Origin of the sequence: Pseudonocardia sp. CA-142604 (assembly GCF_050948475.1) — a bacterium.
In the GTDB taxonomy this organism is placed as follows: Bacteria; Actinomycetota; Actinomycetes; order Mycobacteriales; family Pseudonocardiaceae; genus Pseudonocardia; species Pseudonocardia alaniniphila.
In genome coordinates this window covers 2,259,558-2,273,870 of record NZ_CP192045.1, presented here as the reverse complement: position 1 = coordinate 2,273,870, position 14,313 = coordinate 2,259,558, and the positions used below count along the sequence as shown (strand labels likewise).

The 14,313-nt window shown below is 71.7% G+C and carries 14 protein-coding genes; 4 read left to right on the top strand and 10 right to left on the bottom strand.

The features are described from left to right. Positions 1 to 5: 5 nt before the first annotated feature. From ACQPZQ_RS10315 to ACQPZQ_RS10300, 4 genes are read right to left on the bottom strand one after another with little or no spacing between them, the layout of a single operon-like run. A complete protein-coding gene (locus ACQPZQ_RS10315; RefSeq protein ID WP_433294446.1) occupies positions 6 to 647 on the bottom strand; it encodes a response regulator in 642 nt (213 codons plus the stop codon). Continuing rightward, positions 644 to 1,981 (bottom strand): sensor histidine kinase, encoded by a 1,338-nt coding sequence (locus tag ACQPZQ_RS10310; RefSeq protein ID WP_433294444.1) that lies wholly within the window; start codon positions 1,979 to 1,981, stop codon positions 644 to 646. Before ACQPZQ_RS10310 ends, ACQPZQ_RS10315 begins: the two co-directional genes overlap by 4 nt. 4 nt (positions 1,982 to 1,985) lie before the next feature. Further along, positions 1,986 to 2,774 carry an ABC transporter permease gene (locus tag ACQPZQ_RS10305; RefSeq protein ID WP_433294442.1) on the bottom strand — a complete coding sequence of 263 codons (789 nt, stop codon included), beginning with the start codon at positions 2,772 to 2,774 and terminating at the stop codon, positions 1,986 to 1,988. A gap of 12 nt (positions 2,775 to 2,786) precedes the next feature. After that, positions 2,787 to 3,695: an ABC transporter ATP-binding protein gene (locus ACQPZQ_RS10300; protein WP_433294440.1), complete on the bottom strand. Its 909-nt coding sequence runs from the start codon at positions 3,693 to 3,695 to the stop codon at positions 2,787 to 2,789. Positions 3,696 to 3,820: 125 nt separating this feature from the next. Here ACQPZQ_RS10300 and ACQPZQ_RS10295 point away from each other — a divergent pair, with 125 nt between their 5' ends. Beyond that, on the top strand, positions 3,821 to 4,690 hold the full coding sequence (locus ACQPZQ_RS10295; protein WP_433294438.1) for a DNA-formamidopyrimidine glycosylase family protein: 870 nt from the start codon (positions 3,821 to 3,823) through the stop codon (positions 4,688 to 4,690). Between the two features lie 9 nt (positions 4,691 to 4,699). On the opposite strand, the gene ACQPZQ_RS10290 is transcribed toward ACQPZQ_RS10295, so the two are convergent. The 4 genes from ACQPZQ_RS10290 to rimO all read right to left on the bottom strand — a co-directional run bounded on the left by ACQPZQ_RS10290 (position 4,700) and on the right by rimO (position 8,500). After that, positions 4,700 to 5,512 carry a PspA/IM30 family protein gene (locus tag ACQPZQ_RS10290; protein WP_241040119.1) on the bottom strand — a complete coding sequence of 271 codons (813 nt, stop codon included), beginning with the start codon at positions 5,510 to 5,512 and terminating at the stop codon, positions 4,700 to 4,702. 294 nt (positions 5,513 to 5,806) lie between these two features. After that, positions 5,807 to 6,241, bottom strand: a complete 435-nt coding sequence (locus ACQPZQ_RS10285) for a helix-turn-helix domain-containing protein (protein WP_433294436.1) — start codon at positions 6,239 to 6,241, stop codon at positions 5,807 to 5,809. Between the two features lie 127 nt (positions 6,242 to 6,368). Then, a complete protein-coding gene (gene pgsA, locus ACQPZQ_RS10280) occupies positions 6,369 to 6,980 on the bottom strand; it encodes a CDP-diacylglycerol--glycerol-3-phosphate 3-phosphatidyltransferase (RefSeq protein WP_433294434.1) in 612 nt (203 codons plus the stop codon). After that, positions 6,977 to 8,500: a 30S ribosomal protein S12 methylthiotransferase RimO gene (gene rimO / locus ACQPZQ_RS10275; protein WP_433299108.1), complete on the bottom strand. Its 1,524-nt coding sequence runs from the start codon at positions 8,498 to 8,500 to the stop codon at positions 6,977 to 6,979. Before rimO ends, pgsA begins: the two co-directional genes overlap by 4 nt. A 65-nt stretch (positions 8,501 to 8,565) precedes the next feature. On the opposite strand from rimO, the gene ACQPZQ_RS10270 reads away from it, so the two are divergent. Together ACQPZQ_RS10270 and ACQPZQ_RS10265 are read left to right on the top strand one after the other, a co-directional pair. Continuing rightward, on the top strand, positions 8,566 to 9,096 hold the full coding sequence (locus ACQPZQ_RS10270) for an amino-acid N-acetyltransferase (RefSeq protein ID WP_433294432.1): 531 nt from the start codon (positions 8,566 to 8,568) through the stop codon (positions 9,094 to 9,096). 83 nt (positions 9,097 to 9,179) lie between these two features. Next, positions 9,180 to 10,055: a helix-turn-helix domain-containing protein gene (locus tag ACQPZQ_RS10265; protein ID WP_433294430.1), complete on the top strand. Its 876-nt coding sequence runs from the start codon at positions 9,180 to 9,182 to the stop codon at positions 10,053 to 10,055. 23 nt (positions 10,056 to 10,078) lie between these two features. Here ACQPZQ_RS10265 and ACQPZQ_RS10260 read toward each other — a convergent pair whose 3' ends face one another. Together ACQPZQ_RS10260 and ACQPZQ_RS10255 are read right to left on the bottom strand one after the other, a co-directional pair. Then, positions 10,079 to 10,954: a YceI family protein gene (locus ACQPZQ_RS10260; RefSeq protein WP_433294428.1), complete on the bottom strand. Its 876-nt coding sequence runs from the start codon at positions 10,952 to 10,954 to the stop codon at positions 10,079 to 10,081. A 166-nt stretch (positions 10,955 to 11,120) separates the two neighbouring features. Then, complete coding sequence (locus tag ACQPZQ_RS10255; RefSeq protein ID WP_433294426.1) at positions 11,121 to 13,691, bottom strand: DNA translocase FtsK 4TM domain-containing protein; 2,571 nt, start codon at positions 13,689 to 13,691, stop codon at positions 11,121 to 11,123. Positions 13,692 to 13,803: 112 nt separating this feature from the next. Here ACQPZQ_RS10255 and ACQPZQ_RS10250 point away from each other — a divergent pair, with 112 nt between their 5' ends. Next, positions 13,804 to 14,301, top strand: a complete 498-nt coding sequence (locus ACQPZQ_RS10250) for a hypothetical protein (protein ID WP_433294424.1) — start codon at positions 13,804 to 13,806, stop codon at positions 14,299 to 14,301. Positions 14,302 to 14,313 lie beyond the last annotated feature (12 nt).

Sequence of the window (14,313 nt, the reverse complement as noted above, 5' to 3'; positions counted from 1 at the left end):
CGGCGTCAGCGCTCCTCGGGTACCAGCAGGCCCCGCTGGTACCCGGCCGCCACCGCGGAGGCCCGGTCGCGCACGCCGAGCTTCGCGTAGATGTGCAGCAGGTGGGTCTTCACGGTGGCCTCGCTGATGAAGAGCTTCTGAGCGGCCTCACGGTTGGTGAACCCCGCGGCCACCAATCGCAGCACTTCCAGCTCCCGGCCGCTGAGAGTGTCCTGGGCCGGGGTCCTGACCTGCCCCATCAGACGCCCGGCAACAGCCGGCGACAGCACGGCCTCCCCGCGGTGCGCGGCGCGGACGGCCCGCAGCAGCTCGTCGCGCGGGGTGTCCTTCAGCAGATAGCCGGTGGCGCCCGCCTCGATCGCCGGCAGCACGTCACGGTCGGTGTCGAACGTGGTGAGCACGAGCACCCGCACCGACGGTGCGGCGTGGCGCAGCTGCCCGATGGCCTCGACCCCGCCCATGATCGGCATCCGCAGGTCCATCAGGACGACGTCGACCGGCTCGGCGTCCACGCGGGCGAGCGCCTCGGCGCCGTGCCCGGCCTCCCCCACCACGTGCATGTCCGGCTGGCCGTCGATCACGCCACGCAACCCGTCGCGGACGACCGGGTGGTCGTCGACGATCAGCACTCTGATCTTCCCTGTCATGCCCGTACCTCCGCAGGGATCGCCGGGACGGTCGCGCTCACCGCTGCCCCCTCCCCGGGGGTGCTCTCCACGGCCAGCGTGCCCGCCACCCGCCGCACCCGCTGCTCCATCCCCGCGATGCCGAAACCGGAGCCTGCGTCCTGCCGACTGCCGAACCCTGGTGTGAAACCACGCCCGTCGTCGCGCACGTCGAGCACCACCACGTCGTCCATGTAGGACAGCGTCAGCCCGGCCCGGTCGGCCTCCGCGTGCTTCCCGACGTTGGCGAGCGCCTCCTGCGCCACCCGGAACAGCACGACCTCCAGCTCCGGCAGCAACGGCCGTGGATCGCCGGTGGTCTCGACGACCAGCTCGACGCCCGTGGTCTCCGCCCACGACTTGCCCATCTGGGCGATGGCGTCAGGCAGTTGCGTCTCGACGAGCTGTGCGGGCGCGAGCGCGTCGACGGAGCGGCGGGCCTCGCTGAGGCTCTCCCGAGCGAGCGCGCTCGCGGTGTCCATGTGGCGGCGCCGGACGTCCGGGTCGTCGTCGGCGGCCCCAGCGGCCTCGAGTTGGGTGACGATGCCCGTCAGGCCCTGCGCAATCGTGTCGTGGATCTCCCGCGCCAGCCGCGCCCGCTCGTCGAGCACCCCGGCCTCCCGGGCTTGCACCAGTAGGCGGGCGTGCAGGCCTGCGTTCTCCTCCAGCGTCTCCGACAAACGCCGATTGGCCTCGTTGAGCTCGACGATCATGTCCTGCCTGCGTTGGGACTGCTGCGCCGACAGCACCCCGAAGTAGGTGAGCCCGCCCGCCATCCCGCCGTTGACCACCGCGAGCGCCGCCCAGCCAGCGATGACAGCAGGGGTGAACTCGTCGACCAGTCCCCCGCCGAGCTGGGCGTACGCGGCGAGCACCGCCGTGGCCACCACGCCGGCCCAGCGCCAAAGACCACGGAGGTACTGGAACGAATGCGAGTACCCGGCGAAGGCCTGAAACCCGTAGAAGGGCGAGAGATATACGAGCGTCGCCATCATGATCAGCAGGCCACCCACGTACACCGCGCCCACCAGCGGATTCGACGCGCGGGCGGGCTGCCGGGACGCGAACACGAGCGTCCAGCCCGCGTTGAGGATCACGAGGGAACCCGTGACGAGCCAGAAACCCGGTGTGGACGGAAGGACGAACGGAGTGAGCACGGTTCCGACGACCAGGCCGAAATACGGCGAGTAGCGCTCGAAGAGCGAGTCGAGCTTGCGCTCCCGCGCGTCGAGCCTCTCGTCGCTGCCGGGAAGGGGGCCGACCCCGCCGCCCGTGCACGACCCGGCGGTCGCCGCACCCGCACCGGTGCCGCTCATGGCCTCACTCCCACCGGAAGAATCTAGCGGCCACCGTCGTCGCGGTCACTGCAATGACCGCCATGACCACGAGCTGTGACGGCGCCGGCCCGTCCCCCAGCCAGGCGGCCTGGAAGGCAGCTGTTGCCGGCGGAACGAACTCACCGATGCGCACGACGACGTCCGGGAGCAGGAACTTGGGCAGGTACACCCCCGAGAAGAACTGCGTCAGGAAGAACGCGACGGTGCCGATTCCCGTGGCGAGCCGGGCGCGCGGCGCCAGTGCAGCGATCACGAGCCCGAGCGCGAACACCGCGGACGTGCCCAGCAGGAACGCGAGGACGAACCCGACCGGATGCCGCGGCGCCGGTACGTCGAGCACGAGCACGGCGACCATCAGCATCAGCGCCGTACCGACAGCCGCCGTCGCAAGGTTGATGACCAGCTGCACGACCAGCACCGCGGACGGCCGCATCGGCGTCGCCGAGAACCGGCGCAAGACGCCCTTCTCCCGGTAGGTCGCGAGCCCGGTGGGCAGGTTCTGCAGGCCGAGCACGGCGATGTTGAACGCCAGCAGGGCCGGGGCGAAGTAGTCCGTGAACCGCAGACCCCCGAAGACGTCGCCGGGCTCGCGCAGGGCAGGCACGGCAGCGAGACCCGCGAGGATGAGCGCGGGGAGTGCGATCGCCAGCAGCACGGTCACGGGGTCACGCAGGAACAGCCGGGCCTCGGCCGCAGCCAGCGCGAGCAGCGGGTTCGCGGCGCGACGCCGTGCGCGGATGGTGCCCGGCGCAATGGACGTCAGCTCGTTCATCGGTCCGGATCCTCAGTTCTCGGCCGCGCGGCCGGTCAGGGCGACGAACGCGTCGTCGAGGGTGGCCTGCTCCAGGCGCAGGTCAGCGGGCACGACCTGGTGGCGGGCCAGCGTCGACGTGACGGCGTGCAGCAGATTGCCGCTCCCCGAGACCTCCACGTGCGGACCGAGGCGCCGTACCGACTCCACCTCGGCGAGGTCGGTGAGCACCGCGTCGAGGAACGGAGCCGACGGGCGGAAGCGCAGCCGCTGGCCGCCTGCGAGCCGGGCCACGAGCCCGGCCGGGGTGTCGGTTGCGACCACACGGCCCGCGTCGATCACGGCGATGCGGTCGCAGAGCCGCTCCGCCTCCTCCATGAAGTGGGTGACCAGCACGACCGTCACGCCTCCGCGGCGGATCTGTTCGATCGACTCCCAGGCGTCGCGCCGAGCCTGCGGGTCGAGCCCGGTGGTCAGCTCGTCGAGAATGGCCACGCGGGGGTTCCCGACCAACGCGAGCGCGATCGACAGGCGCTGCTTCTGGCCACCCGAGAGGTTCGCGAACGCGGTGTTCCGCTTCGCCGCGAGGCCCCAGCGCTCGAGCAGCTCCCGTGGCTCGGCAGGCGAGGGGTAGAACGAGGCGAAGAGCTCGACGGCCTCCGCGACACGCAGCTTGTCCGGCAGCTCGCTCGCCTGCAGCTGGATGCCGAGCACGCGGCGCAGCTCCGTGCGGTCGCGCTGCGGGTCGAGACCGAGCACCGAGATCGTGCCGCCGTCCTGGGAGCGCAACCCCTCGATGCACTCCACGGTGGTGGTCTTCCCTGCGCCGTTGCGACCGAGGATCCCGAAGATCTCCCCCTCCTCCACGGCAAGGGAGACGTCGTGCACCGCGATCTCGTCGCGATAGCGCTTGTGCAGCCGATCCACCTCGATGACAGGCATGTCGATGATGGTGCTGCCACGCGCGCCCGCGGAGATCGGCCGTCGCGACGGACTCCTGGGCGCCCGCGGTGGACCCCGGCTCCACCGATCGGTGGACCCGCGCGGCCCGCGCTACCGTCGGGCTCGTGCCCGAGGGCGACACCGTCTACCTCACCGGTAAGCGCCTACGTGCCGCGCTCTCCGGCCGCTTGCTCGTGCGGGGGGAGCTGCGGCACCCACGGCTCGTGGAGCACGACCTCGCCGGACGCACCGTGCTCGACGTCGCGTCCGTCGGCAAACATCTGTTCACCCGCTTCGACGACGGCCGCAGCCTGCACAGCCACCTGCGGTTGGACGGATCGTGGCACCTCTACCGGCCCGGAATGTCCTGGCAACGGCCCGCGCACCAGGCCCGCGCCGTGCTCGAGACCGCCGAACGCACCGCCGTCGGGTTCTCGCTGCACGACATGGAGCTGCTCCCGACCGGTGAGGAGGCGCGGCTCGTCGGGCATCTCGGGCCCGACCTGCTCGACCCCACGTGGGACGAGACGCACGCCGCGGAAGCACTGCGGCGGTTCACGGCGCGGGGATCCTCCGAGCTCGGGCTCGTGCTCCTCGAGCAGCGGGTGATGGCGGGCCTCGGGAACCTCTACAAGACCGAGGTGTGCTTCCTGCTCGGACTCTCGCCGTGGACGCTCGTGCGCGACGTCCCGGACCCGGCGGCCACCATCGCGCTGGCCCGCGAGCTGCTGCTGCGCAACGCCGACCGCCCGCAGCAGTCCACGACCGGTGAGCTGGCGCGCGGCCGTCAGACCTGGGTGTTCGAGCGGGGCGGGCAGCACTGCCGGCGCTGCGGCACCCGCATCCGCACCGCCGAGCAGGGGGACGGCGTCTACGCCCGGATCGCCTACTGGTGCCCCCGTTGCCAGCCCGGCCCCTCCCCACGTCCGGTGTCGCCCCGAAACGACCGACGCCGCCCGTCCCCGGTGGGGGATGAGCGGCGTCAGCGCTGGTAGGAGGCCTACTCAGGCGGTGCCGGGCTGCTGCTGCTTGTTGAGCTGCGGGTTGGCCGGGATGGCGGCGGTGTCGCCCGCCGTGACCTCGCCCGCAACCGGTGTGCCGTGCAGCGAGGCGCGGATCTGCTCGAGGCGGCTCGCCCCGGCCATGTCGACCGTGGACTGCTGCACCTCCAGCATCCGGCCCTGCACCGAGTTCTGCGCCAGCTCCGCGGAACCGATCGCGTTGGCGTAGCGCCGCTCGATCTTGTCGCGGACCTCCTCGAGGGAGGGCGTGTTGCCCGGCGCGGCGAGCTCGGACATCTGCCGCAGCGACGCGGCCGCCTGCTCCTGCATCTTCGCCTGCTCGAGCTGGCTGAGCAGCTTCGTGCGCTCGGCGATCTTCTGCTGGAGCATCATCGAGTTGCGCTCGACGGCCTGCTTCGCCTGGCCCGCTGCCTGAATCGACTGGTCGTGCAGCGTCTTGAGGTCCTCGACCGACTGCTCAGCGGTGACGAGCTGCGTGGCGAACGCCTGCGCGGACTGCTCGTACTGCCCGGCCTTGACCTCGTCGCCGGAGGCGCGGGCCTGGTCGGCCAGCACGAGCGCCTGCCGGGCCGAGGCCTGCAGCTTCTCGATCTCACCGAGCTGCCGGTTGAGCTTCATCTCGAGCTGACGCTGGTTGCCGATCACCGCTGCCGCCTGCTGGGACAGCGCCTGGTGCTGCCGCTGGGCGTCCTCGATCGCCTGTTGGATCTGCACCTTGGGGTCGGCGTACTCGTCGACCTTGGACGAGAACAGCGCCATCAAGTACTTCCAGGCCTTCGTGAAACCGTTGGCCATCTGCTCCGCCCTCCGAGTGCGGCGCCGATCGCCGCTGCATGTCGTTGTCCGGGCCTTCCGGCACGGGTCGCCGGTACGTCTGCTCCCATCGTGGCATCGGACAGGCCCGGCTTCCACCGCGCGCCGACGATATCGGGGATGATCCGGAGGCCACCGTCGGGGCGACCCGGAGGTCAGGCTACCGCTCCGGGCGTCTCCGAGGGACCCACGACGTGCTAATACACCACCGGCACCCGCCGCGCAAGGCTGACGGGTGCCGGTGAGCGTACGACGATAGTGGGACCTCGGGCCGGGTCAGGCCGCCGCGCAGACCGCCCCGACAGGCTGCAGCGCCACGGGTTGCGGCGACGGCTGCGGAACCGGGTGGCGCGGGGACACCGGGGACAACGGCAGGCTGGACGGGGCCGCAGGTCCGTCGGACGCGCCGGCGAGCCGCAGGTCCATGTGCCGCAGCCCGACCGGCCGACGCAGGGTGGCAGCCTCAGCGGCCAGCGCGTCGGCGGCGATCGTCTCGGCGGCCTCGGTGAGCAGTTCGTGCAGCGCGATGTCGAGTGCTTCGCAGATGGCTGCGAGAAGCTCGCTGGAGGGCTCCTTGCGGCCCCGCTCCACCTCGGACAGGTACCCGAGACTCACCCGCGCCCGCCGCGAGACCTCGCGGAGGGTTCGCCTGCGCTCCGTGCGCGCACGCCGCAAAGTGCCGCCGATCGCCTCTCGCATCAGCACCGCCATGCGACCCTCCTCGTCATCCGCCGGCCAACGTGGACACCGCGCCGGTGAGATCACCGTACCGATTCCTGCCGCGTGGCGTCTCCGGACGCGGCAGACGGTCGCGTCCGCCCACGGCGAACACGCCGCCTCACCTCGTGTCGGGCACCGGTGCAGTGGCGGCGGACCGCAGCCGCGCCGCCCGGACGACGTAGTCGACTCCCGTGACGACGGTGAGGGCGAGCGCCACCGCGAGCACCGCCCACCTCAGTGCCTCGACGGCGTCGGGCGCGCCGAACAGGTCGGTGAGCGGGAGCAGGTAGAGCCCGATCGCCAGCGCCTGGACGAGCGTCTTCGCCTTGCCCCCGCGGCTGGCCGGGATGATTCCGTGCCGCAGCACCGAGAACCGCAGCACCGTCACGCCGATCTCCCTGACCATGATCACGATCGTGACCCACCAGGGCAGCATGTCCAGCATGGACAGCCCGATCAGGGCCGCGCCGGTGAGCGCCTTGTCGGCAATCGGGTCGGCGATCGTCCCGAACGCCGTGACCAGGCCTCGCTTGCGAGCCAGCTCGCCGTCGTACCGGTCGGTGATCGCGGCGAGCGCGAAGACACCGCACGCGGCGAGCCGCCAGCCCGTGTTCGTGCCGTCGTGGACGAACAGCACCGCCACGAACACCGGCACCAACAGCAACCGGACTCCGGTGAGCACGTTGGCGATGTTCAGCAACGGCGGCGGGCCGGCGGGTGCAGAACTCACCCCGACTCCCGCCCGGCGCCCGCCCTGGCGGCGCTCCGGGGAGGAGCGGCGTTCAGGTCGCTACGGGGCAACAGCTCGCGCGGCGAGACGACGAGGTCGGTGCCCTCGGTGCCGACGACGACCGCCCGCACCAGATCACCGACCTCGAGCCCGGACCCCCGCTCGAACACGCACTCGCCGTCGACCTCGGGCGCCTGGTGCGCGGCACGGCCGGTGCACTCGAAGTCCTCGTCCTCCTCCGCCTCGACGAGGACCTCGACCTCCGTGCCGATGCGGTCCTCCGCCCGCTGGGCCATGAGCTCGTCGACCAGAGCGCTGATCCGCGAGACGCGAGCGGTGACCTCCTCGGGCGGCAACTTGCCGTCGTAGCCCGCCGCCTCCGTGCCGTCCTCGTCGGAGTAGCCGAAGACGCCGACCGCGTCGAGCCGCGCCCCGATGAGGAACTGCTCCAGCTCCTCCAGGTCCTCCGCCGTCTCCCCCGGGAACCCGACGATCACGTTGCTGCGGATCCCGGCCTCGGGCGCGAGGTCACGGATGCGCTCGCAGAGGTCGAGGAAGTTCTCCCGCGACCCGAACCGGCGCATCCGCCGCAGTACCGCCGGGCTCGCGTGCTGGAACGACAGGTCGAAGTACGGCGCGACACCGGGCGTCGTCGCGATGGCCCGGATCAGGTCGGGGCGCACCTCCGCCGGCTGCAGATAGCTGAGCCGGACGCGGTCGACACCCGGCACGCTCCCCAGCCGGGGCAGGAGCTGTACCAGCGCGCGGGTGCCGCCGGGCAGGTCCTTCCCGTAGGACGTGGAGTTCTCGCTGACCAGGACGATCTCGCGCACGCCCTGCATCCCGAGCCAGGCGGCCTCCGCCACCACGTCGTCCGGCGGGCGGGAGACGAACGAGCCGCGGAAGGACGGGATCGCGCAGAACGCGCACCGGCGGTCGCACCCTGACGCCAGCTTCACCGGCGCGACCGGGCCGTCGGACAGGCGCGTGCGGGAGAGGTTCGGCACCCAGGCGTGGCCCGGCACTGCGACATCCTGCGCGGCGGCCGGCCGCTCGACCGGCGAGATCGGCAGCAACGTGCGGCGGTCGACCGGGATGTGCGGAGCGGGCGCGTGGCCGCCGATGACGTCGGAGAGGCGTTCCGCGAGGTCGGGGTAGGCGTCGAAGCCGAGCACCGCATCGGCCTCGGGCAGGCTCTCGGCCAGCTCGGCGCCGTAGCGCTCGGCCAGGCAGCCGACGGCCACCACCTTCGCGCCGGTGGCCTTCGCGGCGTCCGACGCGGCGAGCAGGGTGTCGATCGAGTCCTTCTTCGCCTGCTCGACGAACCCGCAGGTGTTCACGACGATCACGTCCGGGGCCGAGCCCTCGCCGTCGGCGTCGACCAGCTCCCAGCCGGAACCCTCCAGCCTGCCGGCGAGCTCCTCGGAGTCGACCTCGTTGCGGGCACAGCCGAGCGTGAGGAGGGCGGCCCGCCGCGGAGCGCCGCCATCACCGCGTGGAGGGATAGCGGAGTGGGGCACGGCAGGGCGGGGTTCTGGCACGGGCACCAGGGTATCCGTGCCCCAGTGATCTAGTCTGACCCGTCGTGGCAACGGTGGCCGTCCGGCGGGCGAGGACCGCCGACGTGGGGACGATCAAGCAGCTCGTGGATGCTTACGCGGGCCGCGTGCTGCTGGCCAAGGAGATCGTCACTCTCTACGAGTCGGTGCAGGAGTTCCTGGTCGCCGAACTCGACGGCGAGGTCGTCGGCTGCGGCGCGCTGCACGTCCTGTGGGAGGACCTCGGCGAGATCCGCACGGTGGTCGTGCACCCGCGGGTGATGGGCCGCGGCGTCGGCCACGCGATCGTCACGGGACTCATCGGCAGCGCGCGTGAGCTGGGGCTGCGCCGGCTGTTCGTGCTGACCTTCGAGAAGCAGTTCTTCGCCCGCCACGGCTTCGCCGAGATCGACGGCACCCCGGTCGAGCCGGACGTCTTCGCCGCGATGCTGCGCTCCTACGACGCCGGTGTGGCCGAGTTCCTCGACCTCGCCCACGTCAAGCCGAACACCCTCGGCAACGTGCGGATGCTCCTGCAACTGCCGGTGGAGCCGGGTGGGGCGGGCAGCCCGCGGTAGGCCGGACTCGGCTCCGAGGCACCCGTCCGCCCGCGACGATTTCCGGCACGTGCCTGTCGGACCTCGCCGGTAGCCTGCCCGTTATGGCGGCTTCGGTCGGCGGTTCGGTCGGCAGTTCGGTCGGCCACGTGCAGCGTGCGCCCGCTCCCGGCTCGTGGCGGATGTGTGTGCGCCGTCCGGCCGCCCCGGTGCGCCCGTACGTCAGCGGCTACGCGGGCTACCGCACGGAGGCCTCGCCGCGCTCGGTCCACCAGGGCGTGGCCTCACCCCATCTCACGTTCGTGCTCTGCCTCGACGGCAAGGTCGAGATGGTCGCCAACCCCGACCGGAGCAAGCCGCCCGGCGCGTTCGTCGCGATGGTCGCCGGGCTGCATCAGGAACCTGCCGAAATCGCGCACGGCGATCCGCAGACCGGCCTTCAGCTCCGACTCACGTGGCGCGGCACCCGCGCGCTGTTCGGAGTGCCCGCCGGGGAGCTCGCGGGCGATGTCGTCGATCTCGAGGCGTTGCTGGGGCGGCGCACGGAGCCGCTGCTGGCCAGGCTCGCCGCGGCGCCCGGCTGGGCGGAGCGGTTCGCACTGCTCGACACCGAGTTCGCCGCGCTCACCGCGCGGGGTTCCGGGGACGAGGGCGTGCTCCCCGAGGTGGGCTACGCCTGGGACCGGCTGGAGGAGACGGGCGGCAACCTGCGGATATCGGAACTGGCCGGCGAGGTGGGCTGGAGCCGGCGGCATCTCGGTGAGAAGTTCCGCGTCGAGACCGGCCTCTCCCCGAAGACCGCCGCGCGCGTGATCCGGTTCGAGCGGGCGTGCGACCGCCTACGCGGCCCCCGGCATCCCTCTCTCGCCGCCGTCGCCGCCGACGCCGGCTACGTCGACCAGGCCCACCTCTCCCGCGACTTCCGCGACCTCGCGGGCACCACCGCCACCGCGTGGCTCGCCGAACGCCAGGCCCACTGATCCACCCGGCGAGGGGCCTCGGGTCAGGACTTCAGGATGCCCTGGATGTCGAGGGTGATCTGGATGGTCGACCCCACCACCGGCACACCGCGGGCGAGGATCTGCTGCCAGTTCACGGTGAAGTGCTCGCGGTGCAGCTCCGTGGTGGCGGTGCAGCCCGCGCGCATGCCGTTCCACTCCTGCATGCCGAGGTAGGTGGCGTCGAGCTGCACGTCGCTGGTCATCCCGTGCAGGGTGAGCTCGCCGTCGATCAGCCAGCGGTTGCCGCCGGGACGGCTGAAGCGGTGGCTCGAGAAGTGCAGCTTCGGGAAGCGGGTGACGTCGAGGAAGTCGGCCGAACGCAGGTGGGCGTCGCGCTTCTCGGCGTTGGTGAAGACGCTCGCGGCGTCGATCAGCACCTCGACCTGGGAGTCCTCGAAGCGCTCGCCGATGTAGATCTGCCCGACGAACTCCATGAACTGCCCGTAGACCCGGGACATCGCGATGTGGCGCGCCACGAACCGGATCGCCGAGTGGTCGGGGTCGATCTCGTAGAGCCCCGGCGTGGGCACGGTGAGCGTCGCGTCCGGGATGAGGGTGAGGCTCCCGATCGAACTGTGGGTGCCCCACTCGATCTCGGTGCGCTCGTGGAAGCTCTGGTAGCCACCCGCCTCTGCTCGGATCCGGTAGGCCCCCGGCATCAGAGCGGCGGCGAAGAAGCCATAGGGGTCGGTCTCCGAGCGGGCCACGCATTTGTTGGAGCGGTCGAAGATCGCGACATGGGCTCCCGCGAGGGGTTTGCCCTCGTCGTCGCGGACGTCGCCGCTGACCAGCCCACCGGTGAGGGGAATCGACATGAGTGCCTGTCGTCCGCCCGTCTTCTGTTTCTTGCCGCCCCGGCGGCGACCGGACCACAACATGCCGCGGATACCTTTCCCGACGTCCTACGCATCGGGTGCGATCCACCCGAGTCACCACACTCTGGCACGTTCCGTGACGACGTCACGGACTGACCCCGGTTCATGCGGTCACTCGACGGAACGGCGGCACCACCATATGGATCAGTGTGTGCACAGAGGGTGACTGTCAGTCGTCGGCGTCGTCGGCGTCGGGCTCGGGCCCGCCACCGCCCCGCATCAGCCAGAGCACGCTCTCGAGCTCGTCCGGCTTGATCAGGACGTCGCGCGCCTTCGACCCCTCGGACGGCCCGACGACACCCCGCGACTCGAGCAGGTCCATGAGCCGGCCCGCCTTCGCGAACCCGACACGCAGCTTGCGCTGCAGCATGGATGTGGACCCGAACTGGGAGGTGACCACCAGCTCGGCCGCCTGCAGGAGCAGGTCGAGGTCGTCGCCGATGTCGGGGTCGACCTCCTTGGCCTCCCCCGCCTTCTGGGCGGTGACACCCTCCGTGTAGGTGGGCTCGGCCTGCTCCTTGACGAACGTGACGACCGAGGAGATCTCGTCGTCGCCGACGAACGCGCCCTGCATGCGGGTGGGCTTCCCGGCTCCCATCGGCAGGTACAGCCCGTCGCCCATGCCGATCAGCTTCTCGGCGCCCGGCTGGTCGAGGATGACGCGCGAGTCCGTGAGCGACGACGTGGCGAACGCCAGCCGCGACGGAACGTTCGTCTTGATCAGGCCCGTGACGACGTCCACGGAGGGCCGCTGCGTGGCGAGCACGAGGTGGATGCCCGCCGCCCTGGCCTTCTGCGTGATGCGCACGACCGCGTCCTCGACGTCGCGCGGCGCGGTCATCATGAGGTCGGCCAGCTCGTCGACGATGCAGAGGATGTACGGGTAGGGCCGGTACTCCCGCTCGCTGCCCAGCGGCGCGGTGATCTCGCCGGAGCGCACCTTGCGGTTGAAGTCGTCGACGTGGCGGACCTTGTTGGCCTGCATGTCCTGGTAGCGCTGCTCCATCTCCTCCACCAGCCACGCCAGCGCGGAGGCCGCCTTCTTCGGCTGGGTGATGATGGGCGTGATCAGGTGCGGGATGCCCTCGTACGGAGTGAGCTCCACCATCTTGGGGTCGATGAGGATCATCCGGACCTCGTCCGGAGTGGCCCGCGAGAGCAGCGAGACGAGCATCGAGTTGACGAAGCTCGACTTGCCGGAGCCGGTGGAGCCCGCCACCAGCAGGTGCGGCATCTTCGCCAGGTTGGCGGTGAGGAAGTGGCCCTCGATGTCCTTGCCCAGGCCGATCACCAGCGGGTGCTGCTCGGCGCGGGCGGTGCTGCTGCGCAGCACGTCGCCGAGGCGGACCATCTCCCGGTCGGTGTTCGGCACCTCGATGCCGACGGCGGACTTGCCGGGAATCGGCGCCAGGATCCGCACGTTGTCGGTGGCGACGGCGTAGGAGATGTTCTTGGTCAGCTGGGTGATCTTCTCGACCTTGACCGCCGGGCCGAGCTCGATCTCGTAGCGGGTGACCGTCGGGCCGCGGGTGAAGCCGGTGACCTGGGCGTCCACCGAGAACTGGTCGAGCACGCCGGTGATCGACTCGATCATCGCGTCGTTGGCGCTGCTGCGGAGCTTGGCAACCGGCCCGGTGGGCAGCAGGTCGCTGGGCGGCAGGATGTAGGTGCCCTCCCCCTCGGTCGAGGAGACGGTGAGGCGCAACTGCTCGCCGACGGCGCCGTCGGACTCCGGCTCGGCGGGCGGGGTGGCCGGAACCGTGGCGGGCGGCTTGCGCTTGGGGCGCGCCGCAGGCGGCTCGTCGGGGGCCGCGGAGGCCTCCGGTGCCGCCGTGGGCTCGTTGCCGGCGTCCTGGTCGGGGTCCGCCACCCGCGACGCCTGTCGCCGCCGCGACGGGCGCCGCAGCGCCACAGGCGGTGTGTCGGTGATGGGATCGGCCGTGGGCTCGACCCGGTCGCCCTCGGCAAGGGCCGGGTCGCCCACGCCCGGCCCGAGCAGCCGCTGGAAGCGAGCGGGGACCTCGCGCACCGGCGTGCCGGTGAGCACCAGCAGCGCGTACCCGGACAGCAGCACCAGCACGGGCACCGCCACCCACGCCGTCAGGCCGGTGGCGAGCGGGGTGGCGGCCAGGTAGCCGAGCGCACCGCCGCCGTCGACCCAGAGACCGGGTGCGTCGGGACGCCCCGCCGCGAGGTGCACGAGCCCGAGCACACCGAGGGTCAGCAGGAGGGACCCGACGGCCACGCGCGGTCGGGCTTCCGGGTGCGGTCGCGTGGCCATGAGGGCGGCACCGGTCAACGCCAGCACCACCGGCAGCACCGCGGACCCCAGCCCGATGACGAAGCCGACCGCGGCCGACAGCCATCTCCCGACCGGGCCGCCTGCTCCCCACCAGATACCGGCCGCGCTCACGACCGCCAGCACGAGCAGCACGACGCCGAGCCCGTCGCGACGATGAGCGGGGTCGAGCTCACGGGTGCGCCCGAGAGCGCGACCCGCCCCACGACCGAGCCCGGCGATCCCGCGGCCGACCGCGTCGAGCCCGCGGTCGAGCAGGTCGGGCCCGCAGCGGGGCGGTGGCTTGCGGGCAGCGGGGCGGCGGCCCGGTGAGCGGCGCGCCGCTGACCGGGCGGAGTCTCGGACGGCGGGCTTGCGAGCGGCGGGCTTGCGCCCACTCGTCCCGCGGGACGCCGCCGCCGCGGTGCTCCGGCTGCCGCCGGCGGTCGATCGTCCTGCCATGACCCCCACGGTATCCGGGACGGCGCCCCGGTCCGGTGACCGACACCCGCCGTTCGTGTCCGTCGGGACGCCCGTGCCGGGAGTGTCGGGGGTCACTGAGAGAGTGATCGCCGTGACGGACGACGGGGCGCGCGCTTTCGACTTCATCCACGGCTCGTGGCGGGTGCAGAACAGGAAGCTGCGCGACACCACTGATCCGCGCTGCGAGGAATGGGTGGAGTTCGACGCCACCAGCGAGGTGTTCCCGGTCCTGCGGGGAGTCGGCCACGTCGATCGCATGGACGTCCCGGATCCGCCCGACGGCGCTCCGTTCGAGGGCTTCACGCTGCGGCTGTTCGATCCGGCGGCCGGCACCTGGAACATCTGGTGGAGCTCCAGCCGCAACCCGGGCCACCTCGATCCGCCGATGGTCGGCTCCTTCGCAGGCGACCAGGGCGTCTTTCTCGCCGACGACGTCATCGGCGGCTACGAGGTCACGGTGCGGTTCGAGTGGCTGGCCGGGAAGACGCCCCGGTGGCAGCAGTCCTTCTCCTACGACGCCGGGCGCACGTGGAAGGTCAACTGGCTGATGGACTTCAGCCGGCATGCGAGCGTTCCCAGCGGTATCTGAGCGGTATCCGAG

Bases quoted from the DNA above. Each gene is read 5' to 3' on its own strand.
- ACQPZQ_RS10315 (WP_433294446.1), bottom strand. From the start codon at position 647: ATGACAGGGAAGATCAGAGTGCTGATCGTCGACGACCACCCGGTCGTC.
- ACQPZQ_RS10310 (WP_433294444.1), bottom strand. From the start codon at position 1,981: ATGAGCGGCACCGGTGCGGGTGCGGCGACCGCCGGGTCGTGCACGGGC.
- ACQPZQ_RS10305 (WP_433294442.1), bottom strand. From the start codon at position 2,774: ATGAACGAGCTGACGTCCATTGCGCCGGGCACCATCCGCGCACGGCGT.
- ACQPZQ_RS10300 (WP_433294440.1), bottom strand. From the start codon at position 3,695: ATGCCTGTCATCGAGGTGGATCGGCTGCACAAGCGCTATCGCGACGAG.
- ACQPZQ_RS10290 (WP_241040119.1), bottom strand. From the start codon at position 5,512: ATGGCCAACGGTTTCACGAAGGCCTGGAAGTACTTGATGGCGCTGTTC.
- ACQPZQ_RS10285 (WP_433294436.1), bottom strand. From the start codon at position 6,241: ATGGCGGTGCTGATGCGAGAGGCGATCGGCGGCACTTTGCGGCGTGCG.
- ACQPZQ_RS10265 (WP_433294430.1), top strand. From the start codon at position 9,180: ATGGCGGCTTCGGTCGGCGGTTCGGTCGGCAGTTCGGTCGGCCACGTG.
- ACQPZQ_RS10260 (WP_433294428.1), bottom strand. From the start codon at position 10,954: ATGTTGTGGTCCGGTCGCCGCCGGGGCGGCAAGAAACAGAAGACGGGC.
- ACQPZQ_RS10255 (WP_433294426.1), bottom strand. From the start codon at position 13,691: ATGGCAGGACGATCGACCGCCGGCGGCAGCCGGAGCACCGCGGCGGCG.